This is a genomic window from Roseomonas aerilata DSM 19363 (assembly GCF_000711725.1).
GTDB classification, from domain to species: Bacteria; Pseudomonadota; Alphaproteobacteria; order Acetobacterales; family Acetobacteraceae; genus Roseomonas; species Roseomonas aerilata.
The window spans coordinates 36,507-54,843 of the sequence record NZ_JONP01000015.1 but is presented as its reverse complement, the minus strand read 5'-3'; the positions used below and the strand labels follow the sequence as shown (position 1 = coordinate 54,843).

General features: G+C 69.0%; 17 protein-coding genes. 5 read left to right on the top strand and 12 right to left on the bottom strand.

Annotated elements, in window-relative coordinates:
- Positions 1-252: 252 nt before the first annotated feature.
- On the top strand, positions 253-1,215 hold the full coding sequence (locus BO39_RS17615) for a glycosyltransferase family 4 protein (protein WP_245615240.1): 963 nt from the start codon (positions 253-255) through the stop codon (positions 1,213-1,215).
- 40 nt (positions 1,216-1,255) lie between these two features.
- Here the strand turns inward: BO39_RS17615 and asd are convergent, their stop codons facing one another.
- Positions 1,256-2,194, bottom strand: a complete 939-nt coding sequence (asd, locus tag BO39_RS17610; protein ID WP_211257477.1) for an archaetidylserine decarboxylase — start codon at positions 2,192-2,194, stop codon at positions 1,256-1,258.
- Here asd and BO39_RS17605 point away from each other — a divergent pair.
- Positions 2,169-3,845: an aminotransferase class III-fold pyridoxal phosphate-dependent enzyme gene (locus BO39_RS17605; protein WP_043835819.1), complete on the top strand. Its 1,677-nt coding sequence runs from the start codon at positions 2,169-2,171 to the stop codon at positions 3,843-3,845. The genes asd and BO39_RS17605 overlap by 26 nt on opposite strands.
- A 27-nt stretch (positions 3,846-3,872) precedes the next feature.
- On the opposite strand, the gene BO39_RS17600 is transcribed toward BO39_RS17605, so the two are convergent.
- Together BO39_RS17600 and BO39_RS17595 are read right to left on the bottom strand one after the other, a co-directional pair.
- The gene (locus BO39_RS17600; RefSeq protein WP_043835816.1) at positions 3,873-4,484 is read right to left on the bottom strand and encodes a hypothetical protein; all 612 of its coding nucleotides are present in this window, start codon (positions 4,482-4,484) and stop codon (positions 3,873-3,875) included.
- A gap of 28 nt (positions 4,485-4,512) precedes the next feature.
- Positions 4,513-5,178, bottom strand: a complete 666-nt coding sequence (locus BO39_RS17595; protein WP_043835814.1) for a class I SAM-dependent methyltransferase — start codon at positions 5,176-5,178, stop codon at positions 4,513-4,515.
- A 453-nt stretch (positions 5,179-5,631) separates the two neighbouring features.
- Here BO39_RS17595 and BO39_RS17590 point away from each other — a divergent pair, with 453 nt between their 5' ends.
- On the top strand, positions 5,632-6,771 hold the full coding sequence (locus tag BO39_RS17590) for a ceramide glucosyltransferase (RefSeq protein ID WP_043835811.1): 1,140 nt from the start codon (positions 5,632-5,634) through the stop codon (positions 6,769-6,771).
- A gap of 36 nt (positions 6,772-6,807) precedes the next feature.
- Here BO39_RS17590 and BO39_RS17585 read toward each other — a convergent pair whose 3' ends face one another.
- The 5 genes from BO39_RS17585 to BO39_RS17565 all read right to left on the bottom strand — a co-directional run bounded on the left by BO39_RS17585 (position 6,808) and on the right by BO39_RS17565 (position 12,792).
- Positions 6,808-7,623, bottom strand: a complete 816-nt coding sequence (locus tag BO39_RS17585) for a UDP-2,3-diacylglucosamine diphosphatase (RefSeq protein ID WP_043835808.1) — start codon at positions 7,621-7,623, stop codon at positions 6,808-6,810.
- A gap of 264 nt (positions 7,624-7,887) precedes the next feature.
- A complete protein-coding gene (locus BO39_RS30105) occupies positions 7,888-8,454 on the bottom strand; it encodes a PqiC family protein (RefSeq protein ID WP_052402250.1) in 567 nt (188 codons plus the stop codon).
- A gap of 8 nt (positions 8,455-8,462) precedes the next feature.
- Positions 8,463-10,172, bottom strand: a complete 1,710-nt coding sequence (locus BO39_RS17575) for a PqiB family protein (RefSeq protein ID WP_084698223.1) — start codon at positions 10,170-10,172, stop codon at positions 8,463-8,465.
- The gene (locus BO39_RS17570) at positions 10,169-11,449 is read right to left on the bottom strand and encodes a paraquat-inducible protein A (RefSeq protein WP_052402249.1); all 1,281 of its coding nucleotides are present in this window, start codon (positions 11,447-11,449) and stop codon (positions 10,169-10,171) included. Before BO39_RS17570 ends, BO39_RS17575 begins: the two co-directional genes overlap by 4 nt.
- Positions 11,450-11,658: 209 nt before the next feature.
- Positions 11,659-12,792 carry a YihY/virulence factor BrkB family protein gene (locus tag BO39_RS17565; protein ID WP_052402248.1) on the bottom strand — a complete coding sequence of 378 codons (1,134 nt, stop codon included), beginning with the start codon at positions 12,790-12,792 and terminating at the stop codon, positions 11,659-11,661.
- Between the two features lie 167 nt (positions 12,793-12,959).
- On the opposite strand from BO39_RS17565, the gene BO39_RS17560 reads away from it, so the two are divergent.
- Positions 12,960-13,166 carry a heavy-metal-associated domain-containing protein gene (locus BO39_RS17560; RefSeq protein ID WP_052402247.1) on the top strand — a complete coding sequence of 69 codons (207 nt, stop codon included), beginning with the start codon at positions 12,960-12,962 and terminating at the stop codon, positions 13,164-13,166.
- 155 nt (positions 13,167-13,321) lie between these two features.
- Positions 13,322-13,573: a hypothetical protein gene (locus tag BO39_RS17555; protein ID WP_043835806.1), complete on the top strand. Its 252-nt coding sequence runs from the start codon at positions 13,322-13,324 to the stop codon at positions 13,571-13,573.
- A gap of 48 nt (positions 13,574-13,621) precedes the next feature.
- Here BO39_RS17555 and msrP read toward each other — a convergent pair whose 3' ends face one another.
- The 4 genes from msrP to BO39_RS17535 all read right to left on the bottom strand — a co-directional run bounded on the left by msrP (position 13,622) and on the right by BO39_RS17535 (position 18,266).
- Positions 13,622-14,563, bottom strand: coding sequence for a protein-methionine-sulfoxide reductase catalytic subunit MsrP (gene msrP / locus BO39_RS17550; protein WP_043835804.1), 942 nt, complete (start codon positions 14,561-14,563; stop codon positions 13,622-13,624).
- A gap of 92 nt (positions 14,564-14,655) precedes the next feature.
- Positions 14,656-15,648, bottom strand: a complete 993-nt coding sequence (locus BO39_RS17545) for a Bug family tripartite tricarboxylate transporter substrate binding protein (protein ID WP_043835801.1) — start codon at positions 15,646-15,648, stop codon at positions 14,656-14,658.
- Between the two features lie 90 nt (positions 15,649-15,738).
- Positions 15,739-17,166, bottom strand: a complete 1,428-nt coding sequence (locus BO39_RS17540; RefSeq protein WP_245615238.1) for a glycosyltransferase family 39 protein — start codon at positions 17,164-17,166, stop codon at positions 15,739-15,741.
- Positions 17,163-18,266, bottom strand: a complete 1,104-nt coding sequence (locus tag BO39_RS17535; protein WP_043835796.1) for a glycosyltransferase — start codon at positions 18,264-18,266, stop codon at positions 17,163-17,165. The genes BO39_RS17540 and BO39_RS17535 overlap by 4 nt, the downstream gene beginning before the upstream one ends.
- Positions 18,267-18,337: the final 71 nt, after the last annotated feature.

The window sequence follows — 18,337 nt, the reverse complement described above, 5'->3', positions numbered from 1 at the left end:
GCCAACTTGTAAGGCGGCGCATGCCCGGGTCCTGCCCCTTCGTCACGGCGCAAGCATGACTCGCTCACGAGGCAAGTCATAGAAGATTCACGCCAGTTTTCGCCGCTCCTGCGTATGTACTGCATCGCAACACGGCACGGTCATGGCGTGGAACCGAACTTTCGCGACACCACCGGCCGGACGGCCAGCTTAAACTCCCCCGCACGCATCCTCATCATCTCAGACGCGTGGCAGCCGCAGGTAAACGGGGTCGTGCGCACCCTCTCCACGCTGGTGGATCATCTCCGCCGAGGGGGAGACGTAGCGGAGGTGATCGGGCCCGACAGGTTCCGCACCCTCGCCCTGCCCTCTTACCCCGAAATCCGCCTCGCGCTCGTGAGGCGCCGTGCCCTGGAGGGCATGGTCGAGGACTTCGCGCCGGACGCGATCCACATCGCGACCGAAGGCCCGCTGGGCTGGGCTGCGCGCAACCTCTGCCGCCGCCGGAACTGGCGCTTTACCACCTCCTTCCACACCCGTTTCGCCGAATACCTGCACATCCGCGCCCGCGTGCCCCTCGCCTGGTCCTGGGCGCTGCTGCGCCGCTTCCACGCGCCCGCCCTAGCGACCTTTGCGGCGACCACCTCCCTGCTCGAGGAACTCCACTCGCGAGGCTTCGGCCCGTTGCGCCGGTGGTCGCGCGGGGTGGACCTCAAGCGCTTTCCGGCGGAACCGAGCGATCCCTGGGCCGGCCTGCCGCGGCCCGTCTTCCTCTATGCCGGCCGGGTAGCGGTGGAGAAGAACATCGAGGCCTTCCTCTCCCTCGACCTGCCCGGCTCGAAGGTCGTGGTCGGCGACGGCCCGCATCGGGCCGCCCTGGAGGGGCGCTTTCCCGCGACGCATTTTACCGGCTACCGGGAGAACGGCGCCCTCGCCGCGGCTTACGCCGGGGCGGATGTTTTCGTATTTCCCTCTCGCACCGACACCTTCGGCCTCGTGCTTCTGGAAGCACTGGCAACGGGTACGCCGGTCGCGGCCTACCCGGTGGCGGGTCCGCTCGACGTCATCGGCAACGCGGTCGAGAAGGTCGGGGCACTGAACGAGAACCTGCGCACCGCCTGTCTGGCCGCCCTCGGCACATCGCGCGCAGCCTGCCGTCGCCATGCGGCAAGCTGGTCCTGGGAGGCCTCGGCCGCCCAGTTCCGCGGCGCACTGGCAAGCCTCTCCGCGGGCTGATCCGGCCATGCCGCAGCAGCCACGCGGCATGCCGCAGGCGTCAGCCAGCAGCCTCCGACGGCAGGTGCATCAGAGGCTGCCCTGCACGAATCGTCCCGCCTTCCCGCACCGCGTCGTGCAGCCGGAAGCCGGCCGGCGCGAAGAGGATGATCGTGGAGCCGTGCTCGAACCATCCCATTTCCTCCCCCTTGCGCAAGCCGGCATCGCAGGAGATCTGCCTCGCGCCTCCCTGGCGCAGGTCGAGCGACGCGCCGAGGAATCGCAGGCGGATGCTCGCCACAAGGATCGCCGCGACCGGAACGAGCGTTACCCGATGCCCGGTGCCGCACAGCACCGTGCAGATCGCCGCGCGCTCGTTCCGGCAGAACAGCTGCTCGATCCGCCGGAGCGCGATCGGGTTGACGTTCCACGTATCGCCGGAGATGTAGGTCACGGACTCCACGCGCAGGTCATGCGGCGCGTGGAAGCGGTGATACATGGCCGAGGTGAGCCGCAGTGTGACATAGGCCCCGCCCTCATGCGCCACCGCCATCTGCTCGTCACCGAGCAGGTCGCGCAGCGAGTAGGGCATGCCCTTTACCTGGAGCACCTGCCCAGCCTTCACCGTGCCGGAGGCGCCGACGATCGCGTCAGAGGGGCTGGCCAGAACTGCCGGATCGGGATCCGCCAGCCGTGCACCCGGCTTCAGCTCCCGGATGAAGAGATCGTGCAGGCTGCGGAAGGAAGTCTTCCGCGCATCGCTCAGGTCGAGATCGGCGAAAAGCCGCCAGAGGCCGATGGAAAGCCCGCGCACCACCGGGTTCTCGATGCGGCCAAACCAGCCGATGAAGCGCGTCGCCAGCCGGCGTGGGATGCGGTTCGTCAGGAGGAAGTTGATGTCCTCCTGCTGCGCGACGCGCGCGAGCGTGGAGCGGAGAGTCGCCATGGCATCAGCCTCGTGAAGGAACAGCAGGATGTTGACGACTGAGCTCGGAACCATCGCGACCTATCTCGCCGGCGCCGGAGCCTGCGCAGCCTTTTTCACCCGCGGCCGAGCCAGGCTCGCCCTCTCGCGGGCGAAGCACCGTTCCCTCACGGGGCACGCGCGGATGGCGCGCCGGGTCGCCTCGCTCGTTCGCTTCTACGACTTCGACGAGGCACGGTTCTTCGCATCCGACGGTGCGGCCGAGGAGGTGGCCGCACGGCGGCGCGAGGGCTTTCACCGCCTCGCCGCGCTCTACCGGACGCGCTTTCCGCAAACTGCCGCCCTGACCGAAGAAGCGAAGGCCGGCCTCTCCGACCTCCAGTTCACGGCCGCCTATCGCGTGCCATTCCAGTACAGCCGCTTCGTGCGCCGGCATCTCGCGAGCGGGTCCTTTCTCGCCTCCTCCGCCGGCGTGACGGTGACAGACCTGGATGGCAACAGCTTCTACGATCTCACCGGCTCCTACGGCGTGAACCTCCTTGGCTATGACTTTTACAAGAAGTGCATCGCGGAAGGATCTGAGGCGGTGCGGGAACTCGGCCCCGTGCTCGGCGCCTACCATCCCGTGGTCGCCGAGAACGTCGCGCATCTGCAGCGCATCTCGGGCCTCGACGAGGTCTCCTTCCACATGTCCGGCACTGAGGCGGTGATGCAGGCCGTGCGGCTCGCCCGCTATCACACGCGCCGCTCCCACCTCGTCCGTTTCTCCGGCGCCTATCACGGCTGGTGGGGTGACGTGCAGCCGGGCATCGGCAACCCCGTGCCCGCGCGGGAGACCTACACGCTGGAGGAGATGTCCGAGCGCGCCCTGCATGTCATCCGCACCCGCGCGGACATCGCCTGCGTCCTCATCAACCCACTGCAGGCGCTGCACCCGAACGCGCCGGCCCCTGCCGACTCCTCGCTCGCGGACAGCAGCCGTCGCGCCGGCTTTGACAGGCCCGCTTATGCCGAGTGGCTGCATCGCCTGCGTGACGCATGCACCGACCGCGGCATCGCGCTGATATTCGACGAAGTCTTTCTCGGCTTCCGGCTCGCTCCGGGCGGCGCGCAGCAGTATTTCGGCGTGCAGGCGGATCTTGTCACCTATGGCAAGACACTCGGCGGCGGCTTGCCGGTGGGCGTTCTCTGCGGCCGGGGCGCGCTCATGAAGCGCTCGCGCGAGAGCAGCCCCGCCGACATCTGCTTCGCCCGCGGCACCTTCAATGCCCATCCCTATGTCATGGGCACGATGCGCGCTTTCCTCCGACACCTGCAAAGCGCCGAGGTGCAGGCGCTTTACGACGGCCTCGACGACACCTGGGACCAGCGTGCGGCGGAGCTTAACCGTTGCCTCTCGAACGAAAATCTGCCCGTGCGCGTGGCCCATATGCAGACGATCTGGACCGTCCTCTATACACGGCCATCCCGTTACAACTGGATGCTGCAATACTACCTCCGAGCAGAGGGCCTGGCGCTGAGTTGGGTCGGGACGGGGCGCCTGATCTTCAGCCTCAACTATACCGAGGACCAGTTCGCCGAGGTCGCCAAACGCTTCCTGGCTGCGGCGCAAGCGATGGAACGCGACGGATGGTGGGCCGGCCCGGCCACGACCGACCGGGCGTTGCGGCGGCAGATCTTGCGGGAGGTGCTGATTCATCGCTGGGCCAGGCGGGCGCGAGAGTAATTCTCACGCCCGCCTGCTCCGACATCGCTAGCGGGCTTGCCCGCCCTGGATCGAAGGGTCGATGCGCTCGCCGCGCAGCAGATAGCTGGGGGCCTTATGGTAGAGCTTGATGTCGTGGAACGGGTCCGTGAGGATTTTCGTGACCCAGACAAGGCCTGTCTGCACGTCACGGATGACGAAGAGCTGCACCATGCGGAAGAGCAGACCGCCAACCCCGATCGCAAGCCACAGGTACCCGACGTTCCGCACGAAATCGCCAGCAGCCTGATGCGGCTCCGTAAAGCCCAGCAGCGTCGGATCCAGCAGCAGAAGAAGCGGCGACAGCGCCCAGACCAGCATCAACAGGATCTTGCGATGCAGGTTATAGCCGACCTTGATCTCCTCCTTATGCTCGTGCGTCGCCTGATTGACGTCGTCGTATCCCTTCGGCTCGAAAAACAGGTGGCCTATTTGGCGGCTGGTCATCGCCACCAACCACCCGATCAGTGCGGCCAGCGCCGGGTCCTTGAACGCCAGCATATAGGCGAGCACGAAGCAGATGGCACTCACCAGGTGAAGGCTCTGGTTGATGCGGCTGTGGTGGTAGTAGCGATGGTCGTCCCAACGCTGTTCCCTTAGATGCTCGACGAAGCCTGTCATCACGGATCCTCTGTAGGAGTAGGAACGATCAATGTTCCGCCAGGAGCGCCGCATGCGCCTGGCGCTTCTCGAACTGGATGAGCGAAAAGTGGCCGAGCGGCGGCAGCGATAGCCGCTGAACCAATTGCACCCCTTCGGCGCCCGCGGCCCAGTTCGCGTAACGCGCCCAGGGGAATTCGGTGCGCCAGCCCAGCCGGCTCGTCACGGGCATTAAGCGGCGCTCGATTACGGCGCGCAGGCCGCCCTCCGCGCCGATGCGCGTGGTGATCACCATCGTCCCGCCCGGACGCAGCACGCGCAGGAATTCGTCGAGCGCGCGCTCCGGGCTCGGGACGGCCGTCACGACATACTGCGCCACGACAACGTCGAAGCTGCCATCCGCAAAGGCCAGTTGCTCGGCATCCATGACAGCGAGGCCCCCAACATGCCGAAGGCCCTGCTCCACAACCCGGTTCCTCGCTTTCCAGAGCATGGGCGCGGAGATATCGACGCCGAGCACAAGATTCCGGCTGCTGTAACCAGGCAACGACAGCCCTGTGCCGACCCCGACTTCGAGGATGCGCCCTCCCACCCGTTCCGCCGCCTCGATCGCCGCGCGCCGCCCCCGGTGGAAGACGGGGCCGAAGACAAGATCATAGATAGGGGCCCAGCGGTCATAGGCCAGGGCGACGCCGTCCGACTCAGTGGCAGCCATCTGCACGCATCTCGATCTCCTCGCCGCAGGCGGCGCAGATGGCCAGGAGCACGTTGCAGGTCGATGGCACATCGGTGCTGCCTCGATGACACATTCCAACCTAATGCGATCCGTGCGCGCCGCGGGCGCGGCGTTCGTCTGCAAACAGCGCTTCAGGCCGCGCTCATGGAAGGCACGCCCTTCCCTGCCTTGCACCGGGGCATGGCCGCTCGCGCAATTCGGGTCGGCCCGGCTCATCAGCAGAGCCCGTCATCATAGATTCATGCCCCTGTCACGCGCTCATGACCGCCATGTGTCGATTTCCCGTGTTCATGCATGACCGGAAAGAGGCAGGGCCGATTTGAGCGTAGTCGCACCCCCGAGAGGCGAAGGCTGCTTCGCCGGTTGCGTCCTGCACAGGCGGGCGAGACCCTGGCGTAAAGCTTGGGGACGCCACGCGACGCGCAGCGGCGCATGAGCAGCGCCGCCTTTGCTCCCCTTGCCGGGTGCGCGCTGCTCGGCGCCCTGAACTTGGCCAGCCTCTTCATTGCGGGCCTCCGGCTTCGCCGCCGCGTCCGATTGCCACCTTCGAGCCGGCAGCCCGTGAGCATTGTCTGTCCGCTTTGCGGCGTTGAGCCTTTCATCGAAGCGACTTTGGCCAGTGCCTTCGCCCTCGAGCATCCCGAGTACGAGTTGCTCTTCTGCGTAGAGAACCCGGATGATCCCGTGATCCCCACCGTCCGGCGCTTCATGGAAGGCCACCCCGCAACACCCGCGCGGCTCCTCATCGGCGAGGACCGGGTGAGTGGGAATCCCAAGCTGAACAACTGCGTCAAAGGCTGGGCAAGCGCGCAGCATGAGTGGATCGTGCTGGTCGACTCCAACGTTCTCATGCCGCCGGATTATCTCGAACAGCTTCTCTCGCGCTGGCGGCCTGCCACCGGACTCGTCTGCTCCACACCACTTGGCACGCGCGCGGAGGGCTTCTGGGCAACTGTCGAGTGCGCGATCCTCAACTCGCATCAGGCGCGCTGGCAGTATGCCGGCGAGGGACTCGGCTTGGGCTTCGCGCAGGGGAAGAGCATGCTCTGGCGACGATCCTTCCTTGAGGCGCATGGCGGTATCCGCGCGCTGGGCGCGGAAGTCGCGGAGGATGCGGCGGCAACCAAGCTCGTGCGCAGGGCGGGTCGTCGCGTGCATCTCGTCAACAGCCCTTTCGAGCAGCCGATCGGCCGGCGCAGGGCCACGCAGGTCTGGCAACGCCAGCTCCGCTGGGCTCGCCTGCGCCGGATCACCTTTCCGCTCTTCTACGCCCCTGAACCCATGACCGGACTGCCGCTCCCCCTGCTGCTCTGCATCCTGGGTTGCTTGGCACTCGGCGTGAATCCGCTGCTCGCCGCCATGGCCCTGGCCATCATCTGGTATGGGTCTGAAGCGGTGTTCTGCCGGTCAAAGTGCTGGCCGCTTACGTGGATGATGGTCGTGGCCTTCCCAGTCAGGGACGCGATGATGCTGGGCGTCTGGCTGAGGGGATGGACAACGGGCAGTACCGTCTGGCGAGGCAACGCCCTTCCGCTGGACGCAAAACCCGCGCTGAGCGCCAGGAGCCGCTGAGCGGGCCGCAGCGATGCCGGCCCTGCCCAGATGCCGTCAGGACAGGATCTCCGCCGGCGCAGGGCCCGCATTGCGGCGGGAGCGGAAGAAGGAAAGCTTTCGCTCCTCGGCCCAGGACACCAGTTCGAACCGCCCGTCCATGTGCTCAACCAGCGCGGTGCAGCTCTCTACCCAATCGCCATCGTTCATGTAGAGCACCCCACCGATCGAGCGCATCTCCGCATGATGGATGTGCCCGCAGATTACCCCGTCCATGTCGCGCCGGCGCGCCTCGTTCGCGAGGGCCTCCTCGTAGCGGTCGATCGCCTTGACCGCCCCCTTCACCTGACGCTTCAGCCATTGCGACAGGGACCAGTAGGGATAGCCCAGCCGCCTCCGCGCGAGGTTCAAGAGGCGATTGAGCTCGAGCGCCGCGTCATAGGCCCAGTCCCCCAGCAGTGCGAGAAACTTGGCGTAGCGCACGACGCTGTCGAAGGCGTCGCCGTGCACCACCAGCAACCGGCGCCCGTCGGGCGTTACGTGCACGGCTTCGGCCGAGAGGCGAACCCCGGCGACTTCCAAGCCGAGCCAGTCGCGGAACTTCTCGTCGTGGTTTCCGGGAATGTAGGTCACCGTCGCACCTCGGCGTGCGTGCCGTAGGACGAGGCGGATCACCTCGTCGTGGTGCGTGTCCCAATACCAGGATTTGCGCAGTCTCCATCCATCCACGATATCGCCGACGAGATACAGATGGCTGCACTCGACGGAGTGGAGGAAGTCGGCGAGGAAGTCTGCCCGGCAGCCCTTCGTGCCGAGATGCAGGTCGGAGATGAAGACGCTGCGATATCGCCGGGGACTCTCGGTCTGCTGCATGAGGATTCCTGCGAGCCGTTCGGACGTTGCGTAGCCCAGCCCCCTGCCGCAGGACGTGAAGCTTATTTGATTTCTGTCGGTACACGTCGTTGCCGGGTGCCTCGCTACGGGCGGGAGATGCACTGCCGGCGCGTGCACCAGGTGCCACACCCTCAGCGCCACCATGGCCCGTTCACTGCCGGCGGTGTTGAGGCCCGCTCTCAGCCGCAGCCGGTTCGCCCCATGCGCGCCGGTGGTCGGCCGCCACCAGCGAATGCCGCTGACCTAACGCCCCACCGCCATCCCGGCGATCGTGTCGGCCAACCCGCCCAGCGCCTCGCTCATCGCGGCCACCATCGCCGCCGTGTCAGGACTGGCCGGCAGGGCGTCAAGCCGGACGATGCGGGTGTTCCGTCGGTCGCGCGCCGCTCGCCGCCGCACGCTCACCTGCGCGACCAGCTCCACACGTCCCGCCTCCCCCGCCTCGAAGCGCTGGATATCCACCTCCACCACCACCTCGCCCTCGGCCCGCAACGCACCACCTTCGGTCGCGACCGTCGTGCCCGGCAGGCGGAGCGTCAGGTTCTCGCCCAGCACGCTGCCGACGAGGTCGCCAAGCGGCTCCGCCCAGCGCTCGTTCGGCAGGGAGCGCAGCCGCGGCCCCTCTCCCGCCCGCACGATTTCAGGCCGGTCGAGGTAGCCGGGAACCCCCACCTGGCGCAGTTCCAGCAGCCCCGGGCCACCCGCACGCTGCACCCCCGGCCGCGGCAGCAGCCGGTAGAGGCTTGGCTCCGGCGAGGCACAGCCGGCGGCAAGCAGGCCCAGGCCGAACAGGACCAGGCGGCGTTGCACCGGGCGGCTCAACGCTCTGTCGCCCTGTCAGTCCGTCCGCGCACAAGCGCCTCCGGGTGCCGGTCGAGATAATCGGCCAGGAGCCGGATGGAGCGCGCGGTCTCGTTCGCGCGGCCCAGCAGCCGCTCCAGTTCGCGGTTCACGACTGAGTCTCCACCGTAACCGCGCTGGATCGAGGCTACCGCCGTGTTCGCCCGCCCGATCGCCTGGTCCAGATTGGCGGCAATCCCCGGCAGCCGCCGCATGAGCGGCGTGAGACCCGCGTCGGCCGATCGCACGAGCTCCTGCACTCCCTGCAGCGCGGAGGAGAGCGCTCCGACGGCCCCACGCAGCTCCGGGCCGCCGACCAGTCCGTTCACCGAGGCCAAGGTATCATTCAGATTGCGCGCGATCTCCTCCAACGGCAGTCGCTCGATCTTGCCGGCGATCCCACTCACCGCGCCCATGATGTCGCCACCGCCGCCGAGCGTCGGAAGCACGATCGTCTCCGCCTCCATGCGCACCTCAGCCGGGGGGGCATCGGCCAGGAAATCCATGGAAACGAGCATCTGTCCGGTCAGCAGGCTCGCGCTCTGCAACTGCGCCCGCATCCCCTTGGCCACCATCCGTTGGGCGAAGGCCAGGACGTCGTCCTGCGTGCCGCCCTGCTCTCGCCCGGAGGGAAACGAGATCCGACTCGGCTCGATCGCAATCCGCACGGGCGTGAGGAAGGCGTCACGCGTCGCATCGAAAGCAAGTCCGCGGCTCAGCACGGTGCCGACGCGCACACCGCGCAGCTCCACCGGAGCCCCAGGCGAGAGCCCGTGCAACGAGCCATCGAAATAGAGAAGGAACTCCAGCCGCTCGCGCGACGTGGCCGCGATCGCCGCTTCCAAGTCTTCAAAGAGCTGGAAGCGCGCACCATCGGCCACCGGTGGCTGGTCACGGAACTCGGGCGGTGTATCGAAGGCCACGCCCCCCGAGAGCACGGCACGAAGGCTTTCCAGCTGCAGCTTCACCCCTTCCGCTCCCACCCGCAGATCGATGCCCGAGGCGTTCCAGAAACGCGAACCCTCCCTGAGGAACTTGTCATAGGGAGAGCGGACGAAGACCCGCAGCGTCACACTGCCTTCCAGGCCCGGCGGGTCGTAGCCGAGCACCTCGCCCACCGCCACGTCGTGGAAGATCACGGGAGAGCCCCGGTCGAGCGAGCCGATCCGCCGCGCCTCCAGCGTGAAGACCCGGCCCGGTTCGTCGGAGCGCACGCCAGGCGGATCCTCAAGGCCCGCGAACTCGCGCTTTGCCTCCCCCTCGTTGCCACCCGGGTCGAATTCGATATAGCTCCCCGAGACGATGGTCTCGAGGCCGGAGACGTTGCCCGCCGTCAGCCGCGGCCGCACCACCCAGAAGCGCGCGTGCTCCGTCAGGCGCCCCTCCATCTCGGCGTTCATGCGGATGCCCACGCGCACGCGCTGGAGGTCGTTGCTCAGCCGCACGGTCTCCACGGCTCCCACCGGCACTGCCTTGTAGCGAACCTGCGTCTGCCCAGCGGTCAGCCCATCCGCGTTCCGGAAGGTGACGGTCACCACCGGCCCACGGTCAGACAGCGTCCGGTAGCCGAGATAGCCCGCGACGAGCAGTGCGACGACCGGCACCAACCAGATGAGGGAGAGGCGACGCCGCCGCGTGCGCGCCTCCGCGGGCTCCGGCCGCCCCAGCGCATCCCCCTGCCCGCTCACGCGCGTTCCCCGCCGGGCCGCCCGGCCGCGTCCCACATGAGCCGCGGGTCGAAGGACTGCGCGGCGAGGATCGTCAGCACCACGACCGCCGCGAAACAGGTCGCCCCGATCTGTGCGTTGATCGAGGCGAGATTCCCGAACCGCACCACGGCGATCAGGACCGATACGACGAAAACATCGATCATCGACCAGCGACCAATCGCCTCGACCAGATGGTAGAGCCGCGTGCGCGCGCGCAGCCCGGTCGCGGAGCGGCGATGCACACCGAGCAGCATCACCACCAACCCGAGAAGCTTCAGCATCGGCACCGCGACACTTGCCAGGAAGACGATCAGCGCAAGCGGCCAGAAGCCGGTCTGCACGAACTCCTTCACACCGCCCAGGATCGTGTGTGGGCCACCCCGGCCAAAGCTGACGATCTCCATTACCGGGTAAGCATTGGCCGGCACGTAGAGGATCAGCGCCGCCACCACGAGCGCCCAGGTGCGTGCCAGGCTGTTCGGCTTGCGCGGATGCAGCCGCGTCGCGCAGCGCGGGCACGCGCTGCCCGGCGCCGCGACGGAGAGCCGGCGGCAGCGCTCGCAACTCAGCAATGGACCCTCCGCAGGCTCGCTGGCGCCGGACAGCGCCGCCGCCGTCGCCCCGCGCCGCTCCAGTGCCTCCCATATAACCGACGGCCGCAACACCGCATTCACGGCGACCAGCGTGAAGGCAAGCGCCGCAAGCCCGTAGGCCGCGGGGCCCAGTTCCACCTGTGCGAGGTCCCTCAGCCGCGTGTAGGAGACCAGCGCTCCGAAGAGGAACACCTCGACCATCGCCCAGCCACCTAGCCATTCGTGCCAGCCGAAGGGGCGGAAAAGCCAGCGCGGCGCCTCCCGCATCCGCAGCCCGAGCAGCACCAGCAGCAGCAGCAGGAGACGGGCGAGGGGAACGAAGACGAGGGTGAACACCACCAGCACCGAGAGCAGTGGGTAACCCTGTTGCACGAAGGCCCCTGCCCCGCTCTCAACGCCGCTCACCCGTACCCGCCCGAGAAGGTTCAGGCTGAGAAAGGGCGCCGCCATCGTCACCGCGTAGAGCGCGAGTCCTCCCAGGGCGAGCGCCAGCGGCGCGTCAGCCGAGCCTGAGGTGCCACGATGCAGGAGCGTGTCGCAGCGCGGGCAGCAGGCTTCGACACGAGGACCGACGGCGGGCAGGCGGACCCGCTCACCGCACCCATCGCACTCCAGCACCGGACGCACCGAGGGCGCACCGGCAAACGGCACCGCGCCCGTCATCCCGCCACGCTATCACCTTGCCCGGGCCAGGCTGGCGCGACGCGTTCGCGGAAGCGCCAGCCTCGGCGACGGGCAAGGAAATCCGGCATTGGCGGCAAGCGCGCTCCGTCACATGATGGAGAAGGAATGCCGCAAAGACCGGTTCGGTTTCCGAGCCCCGCCCCGCTATTCCAGGGGTTAAGAGCCCTCCGACCCCGTCTCTGGCGCCCTCAGGCGACGGTGTCGGCCATCTTCGCGCCGCGGGCGCCCATGGGCTGCTCCGGACCTTCCGTGGTGTCCCGCTCGGTCTGCCGCTCCATCTCCGCATCCAGCTCGGCGCCGACGAGGACGATGGCGGTGGAAATCCAGATCCAGGTCATGAAGCCGATGATGGCGCCGAGCGTCCCGTAGGTCTCGTTGTAGCTGCCGAAATGCGAGACGTAGAAGGAGAAGCCGACGGAGCCGATCAGCCAGGCGACGGCCGCGAAGGCCCCGCCCCAACTCACCCAGCGCCAGCGCGCGGCGTCACGGCTCGGCCCATAGCGGAAGAGACAGGCGAGAAGCGCGCCGATCGCGACCAGCAGCAGCGGCCAGCGAAGCACCCGCAGCAGCGTCTCCACCGTCGGCCCCAGCCCCACGAAGTCGAGCACCACCGGCAGCACCACCACCGCAACCATGGCCAGCAGCGCGAAGACAATGGCGCCGACCGTGAAGGCGAGCGTCGTAAGCGTGCGCCGGACGAAGCCTCGCTTCTCCTCCTCCTCGTAGACGACGTTCAACGCGTCGAAGACCGCCTTCGTCGCCCCGTTCGCGCTCCAGAGCGAGAGCAGGATACTGGCCACTGCCCCGAAGCCCAGGGCGCCGCCGCCCTGGCTCGCCACACGCTTCACCTGGTCGGTAATGATGCTCATCCCACCCTCCGGTACGAAGCCGGCGAGTGCCGAGAGGTGGTCGTTGATCGTCGCCGGGTCCGCGACGAGGCCGTAGAGCGAGACAAGCGCGCTGACCGCCGGAAACAGCGCGAGAATCGCGTAGAAGGTCACGCCCGCCGCCTCGGTCAGCAGCCGGTCGTTCGAGGCCTGGGTGGCCGTACGCTTCAGGATGTCCCACCATCCCCGCGCCGGGATCTCGGAGGGGGTGCTGGCATCGCGCCCGTGTCCGTTGGTGCTCACGTCACCCCTGTCACCCTTGCCGCGCGCGTCGGCCCTTCCCCGAGGCCCTCCCCGCGCGACCGCCTCCAGCCCGCGCCGGTGCGCGGCTGCCGCGGCCTCCTCATCCCGCCGGCGAAACCCGCCGGCCATCAGCGCCAGCGAGGCGGCCATGGCGGCCACGAGAACGCCGAGCCGCTTGGTGCCCGTCTCCATCCTGCCTCCAACCGCCGGCCTCGCAGGGCCGGCACCCGAGTTACACAGGCCTGAACGCGCAACCTTGAAGCTTGCTGCAACGCCGCGCGACGATCGCCTCGCAGCTCTTGACCTTCCAACGGTGGGAAGTTCCATCTGCCCGTCTTCCGGTGGCAGAGGAGAAATGCGTGATCCGTTTCCACATCGCCAACATGAACTGCGGCGGCTGCGCCAAGGGCGTGGCCGCGGCCCTGCGGGAGGCCAGCCCGCGCGCCGAGCTCCGCTTCGACCTCGACCGGCGTGAGGTCGCGCTCGATGCCCCCGCGACAGAGGTCGAGCGCCTTTCCGCGGCCCTCGTGAAGGATGGGTGGGAGGCGAGGCTTCTTTCCGCCTGAAAATCTTCCACCGCCCTGAGGGCAGTGGAAGGTTCATCCACCCGGTGAATAGGTTACATCCAGGATCCAAAGTGGTAGTTGCCGAAGCGAAGGCGCATATCCGGGCTCAAAAGACGACGACACTGCGCCGCCGCCATCCTTCTAGGATATGGACGATGTCCGCATTCACCCTTCCCCGCGGCCTGCGCGCACTCGGCCTTGCCGCCGTGGTGCTGAGCCCCTTCGCCGCCGGCACCGCCTTCGCCGAGGGTTATGACGGCCTCGGCCCCAGCGCCTATCCGGCCTGGACCGCAAGCCAGAGCCGCACTCCCCTCGCGGCTTCCAGCCGGCCCGACGTGACCCGCACCCCTGCCCAGGTCTTCCTGCAGCGCAGCGGAGCCACCGGTGGCGACGGCCAGCACGGCTAAGCGCCGCGGGCCAGGGGCGCCCGAACACCGGGCGCCCCGTCCTGCTTCCTAGTACCAGATGCGCTCGTTCTGCATGTTCGCGTAGAGCGGCGCCACGAACTCGCCATAGCCGTTATAGATCCGCGTCGGCACCCGCTCGTTCGAGCCCAGCAGCCGCTCGCTCGCCTGGCTCCAGCGGGGATGCGCCACCTCCGGGTTCACGTTCGCCCAGAAGCCGTACTCGCTTGCCTGCAGCTTCTCCCAGTAGCCGACCGGCCGTTCCGCCTGGAAGGTCACGCGCACGATCGACTTCGGCGCCTTGAACCCGTACTTCCAGGGAAACAGCGCGCGGATCGGCGCCCCGTTCTGCGGCGGAAGCGGCTTGCCGTACATGCCGGTCGCGACGAAGGCGAGTTCGTTCCTCGCTTCCTCGACCGTCACACCATCGGTATAGGGCCAGGGATACCAGGCCTGCCGGAGCCCGGGCATCGTGTCGCGCTGCGTGGCCGTCTCGAAGACCACGAACTTCGCATCCGGCCGCGGGGCCGCCAGCCGGATCAACTCAGACATCGGGAAGCCCGTCCAGGGCACCGTCATCGCCCAGGCCTCGACGCAGCGATGCCTCAGAACCCGCTCCTCGAGCCGCACCTGCTTCAGCAGGTCTTCCAGCCCGATCTCGCGTGGCTGGGACACCAGCCCGTCGAACTTCACGCTCCAGGGATTCACCTTCAGGCGCGCCGCGGCCGAGGCAACGCTCTTTGAGCCGCCGAACTCGTAGAAGTTGTTGTAGTTTGTCGCGTCCCCTTCGGGCGTGACATCGCGGCCAGGCTGGAAGCGTGGGTTGCGCATCGCTGCCTGCGCCAGCGCGGTGCCGGCGAGCCCAGGCGAGAGCAGCGCAGCCCCGGCGAGCGCGGCGCCCGTGCCGAGCGCGCCCCGCCTCCCCATCACCACCGCCTCGGGGGTAGCCGCGCTCTCGGGCAGTTCCCAGCCGCGGCGGATCTTGATCAGCATGGCCGTCTCCGTATCGGTCCCCCTTGAACTCGGTTGCCCCGCGCGCGAGTCAAGACCGCGGCCGCCCCGCTGGGCGAACGTGGCAAAAAGTTTTAGCCGGCCAGCCGCAGCCCTGCCCTCTCCACGATGCCGCGGAACTTGGCCAGTTCCGACACCAGAAAGGCGCGGGTTTCCTCAGGCGTGCTCGGGGGCGCGGGATCGACGCCCGCCGCCACCAGCCGCTCCCGCGCGGAGGAATCGGCCAGGACCGCGTTCACCGCCGCGTTCAGCGCCGCCTGCACCGGTCCCGGCAGCCCGCGCGGTCCGAGAAGCACGTTCCAGGTGGTCACCTCGAAGCCTGGCGCCACAGTCTCCGCGACCGTCGGAATTTCCGGAAACAGCGGGTGCCGCTCCCTGGACGTCACCGCCAACCCGCGTGAGAGCCCGTCCCGCAGGTGCGGCGCCGTGGAGGCCAGGACCTCGAAGGAGTAGGCCACCTCCCCCTTGGCCAGCGCCTCCATCACCGCCGAGCCGCCCCGATAAGGTACGTGTTCCGCCTGGAGCCCGCCGACCGCGATCTTAAGGTACTCCCCGGTCAGGTGCCCCACTCCGCCGACGCCGGAGGTGGCCCAGGACAGCGCCCCCGGCCGGGCCCGGATGCCCGCCACCAGCTCGGCCATCGTCCGGTAGGGAGAGGCCTGTGGCACGACCACCACCAGCGGGCCGCCACCGAGCATCGCGATCGGCGTGAAGTCCGAGACGGGGTCGTAAGGCGTCTGCGAGGGCAGCGCCGCCGGGTTGGTCGCGTGGGAGGAGGCGGTGGCGAGGAGGAGCGTCGCTCCATCCGCCGGCCGCTGCCGCACCCACTCGCTGCCGATCGCCCCGCCGGCGCCGGCTCGGTTTTCCACGATCACCCGGGCGTTGGGCCCTAGCCGCGGCCCCATCCGGTCGGCCATCACCCGGCCCGCGATGTCTGTCGATCCCCCCGCCAGAAAGGGCACTACGAGCGAGATCAGCCGGTCCGGCACCCATCCGCCCTGCGCCCGCACCGCCGATGCGAGGAAGGGTACTGAAAGACCTGTGGCGAGCAGCGCGCGTCGTTGCATGGCGTCCTCCTGGCCGGCAGTCCCGCGGCCTCCCCGCCAGCTTGCCAGCCCCGGCGCCGGGTTGGGAATGCCGCCCCGAGGGGGGCTCGCTCAGCGCGGCCGAGGCAGCACGGCCATCGGCTCGGCGCCCGCCGGCGTCTCCACGCGCAGCAGCCGGTAGCGCTCGGCCACGATCCCCCTGCGCGAGCGGACCACCTCCCCGGCCGGATCCGCCCCGGGCCAGAGCGACGGACCCTCCCCCCGCCTGAGGCTCCGCAGCATCAGCCCGGCCCTCCCCGGCGCGGGCGCCTCGAAGGAGAAGAGTGCCCACCGGTCGCCGATTGCCACCACCGGCACCCCCGGCGGCAGGTGCAGCGCCAGTTCCGAGGCCAGCCCGTACTCCTCCGCCGCGACGAACCCTGCCCCGGCCTCGACCCGTGCCGCCTCCACCTCCCGCGCGAATTCCTGCCAGCCGCCCAGCCGCGCGAGAGTCGGGTCCGTCCCCCGCGGGAGCGGCAGCGGCGCCAAGCCTGCCTGGACCAGCGCGAGCACCGTCATCCCGAAGCCGATCCCTGCTCCGATCCGCTGCCAGCGAGGCGCCGTGAAGGCAGCCGCCGCGATGCAGGCCGCGGGATAGAGGATCGCTGGCCAGTTCCCCTGCACCCGGCTCCCCGTCGCCTGCCAGAGGAAGAGTGCAGCCGCCGGCAGGGTCAGCGCGGCCAGCAGCCCCACCCCGCCGTCGCGCCGCCGCAGCCATGCCGCCGTCGCCGCCCCGGTCCCGACGACGCAGAGCACGAGCAGCACCGGCGAGGCGAGCCCGAGCTGCCCCGCGATCAGCTCGCCGAGGAAGCGAAGCTCCAGGTCATCGCCCGACCCCGTCCGCCCACCCTGCTTCGCAAAGGAGGCCCAGCCATGCGCCGCATTCCACGTGACCACCGGCATGAAGAGCGCCAGCGCGAGAGCCCCGCCCGCGTAAAGCCGCCAGTCCCGCCACCAGCGCCGCGCAGTGGGTTCGGCCAGCAGCCAGAACACCAGCCCCACACCGAACAGCGCCGCCGTATATTTCGAGGCCAGCGCCGCGCCCGCGAGTGCCCCCACGGCCAGCCACCACCGCCCGTCGCCCGAAGCGTGCAGCCGCGCCGCGGCCCAGAGCGCGAGGCACCAGAAGACGAAAAGCGGCGTGTCCGGCGTCATCAGCACCGCGCCCGCATTCGTCACGGGCATGGCGCTCATCAGCAGGGCGGCCCACACCCCCGGCCGCCGCGCCGGCATCAGCGCATTCGCGGCCCCCGCCACGGCGAGTGAGGCCGCCACCAGACCGATCGGCCCGAGCAGCCGTATCCCGAGCTCGTGATCCCCGGCCAGCGCCGTCCCGGCCGCGATCCAGAGTGCCACCATCGGCGGGTGGTCTAGATATCCCGCCTGAAGGTCGCGCGCCCAGGTCCAGTAATAGGCTTCGTCAGGCGAGATCGGCAGCAGCGCCGCCGCCAGCAGCCGCGCCGCCGTCAGCAGCAGCAGCGCCGGAACCCACGGGTTCAACGGCTCCGCCAAACGAGGGTGGAGGAGACGGCGTAGTTCCATACGCCCGTCAGCAGCGCGCCCGCGGCCCCGGCCAGGCCCCAGCCCGCCAGATTCTCGCGCACCAGCAGCCCCGCGATGCCCACATTGGCAACCGCCCCGATCCCGCAGACGAGATAGAAGAGCAACAGCCCCGGCAAGAGGCGTCTGCCCTTCAGCCGCGAGTCACGATAGGTGATCCGGTTGTTCAGCAGGAAGTTTGCGGTCATCGCGACGAGGGTCGCCATCCACTGCGCCACCTCGAACTGCATCCCCGGCACCCGGGAAGCGAGGCCGAGCACCGCGAGGTGCACCCCGACGCCGATCAGCCCGACTGCCGCGAAGGAGATGAAGCGCCAGGGCAACCAGCCGCCCAGCGCCTTGTCCAGCAACAGGCCGAGGAACTCGAGAAGCACCGCGGCGTCGAGCTTCGACTCCCCTGCCACCCGGGGCCGGAAGCGGTAGGGCACCTCCGCCACCCGGAGCGGCCGCTTGGCCGAGAGCAGCAGGTCGAGCAGGATCTTGAACCCGCGGCTCGAAAGGTTGGGCGCGATCGCCTCGAAGAGCGATTGCCGCATGAGGAAGAAGCCGCTCATGGGGTCGCCAACCGGGGTCGGGAGCAGGAGGGCCGCCATCCGGGTGCCGGCGTCGCTCACCTTCGCGCGGGACGCCGAGAAGCCTGAGCCCGCCTCGCCGCCCTCCGTGTGGCGGCTGCCCACCGCTACTTCGGCGCCGCCCTGCACGGCGGCCAGCATCGCCGGCAGGATGGTCTCGTCGTGCTGAAGGTCGCCATCGATCACGGCAACGTGCACCGCAGATGAGGAGAGAACCCCCTCCGTCACGGCCGAGGCGAGGCCGCGGCGGCCGATTCGGCGGATGCCCCGCACCCGCGGATCATGCGCCGCGATGGCGCGTACCTCGCGGATCGTGCCGTCCGGGCTGTCGTCGTCCACGAAGACGACTTCCCACGCAATTCCGCGCAAGGCCGCCTCCAGCCGCTGCACCATGGGCGCCACATTGGCCGCCTCGTTGTAGCAGGGCACGACGACGGTCAGTTCGGTGGTGTTAGGTTCTTCCGTCACGGCACCGCCTTAGCCCGCGCGACCGCGGGCCGGAAGAGGGCCGCACCCTTCCCCCCGCGGGCGGATCGGCG

What these genes read in the sequence shown, in the direction of transcription:
- msrP (WP_043835804.1), bottom strand. Translation starts at nt 14,563, where the DNA reads ATGCTGATCAAGATCCGCCGCGGCTGGGAACTGCCCGAGAGCGCGGCT.
- BO39_RS17570 (WP_052402249.1), bottom strand. Translation starts at nt 11,449, where the DNA reads ATGACGGGCGCGGTGCCGTTTGCCGGTGCGCCCTCGGTGCGTCCGGTG.
- BO39_RS17585 (WP_043835808.1), bottom strand. Translation starts at nt 7,623, where the DNA reads ATGCAGCAGACCGAGAGTCCCCGGCGATATCGCAGCGTCTTCATCTCC.
- BO39_RS17565 (WP_052402248.1), bottom strand. Translation starts at nt 12,792, where the DNA reads ATGGAGACGGGCACCAAGCGGCTCGGCGTTCTCGTGGCCGCCATGGCC.
- BO39_RS17605 (WP_043835819.1), top strand. Translation starts at nt 2,169, where the DNA reads ATGTTGACGACTGAGCTCGGAACCATCGCGACCTATCTCGCCGGCGCC.
- BO39_RS17600 (WP_043835816.1), bottom strand. Translation starts at nt 4,484, where the DNA reads ATGACAGGCTTCGTCGAGCATCTAAGGGAACAGCGTTGGGACGACCAT.
- BO39_RS17545 (WP_043835801.1), bottom strand. Translation starts at nt 15,648, where the DNA reads ATGCAACGACGCGCGCTGCTCGCCACAGGTCTTTCAGTACCCTTCCTC.
- BO39_RS17555 (WP_043835806.1), top strand. Translation starts at nt 13,322, where the DNA reads ATGTCCGCATTCACCCTTCCCCGCGGCCTGCGCGCACTCGGCCTTGCC.
- BO39_RS17595 (WP_043835814.1), bottom strand. Translation starts at nt 5,178, where the DNA reads ATGGCTGCCACTGAGTCGGACGGCGTCGCCCTGGCCTATGACCGCTGG.
- BO39_RS17590 (WP_043835811.1), top strand. Translation starts at nt 5,632, where the DNA reads ATGAGCAGCGCCGCCTTTGCTCCCCTTGCCGGGTGCGCGCTGCTCGGC.
- asd (WP_211257477.1), bottom strand. Translation starts at nt 2,194, where the DNA reads ATGGTTCCGAGCTCAGTCGTCAACATCCTGCTGTTCCTTCACGAGGCT.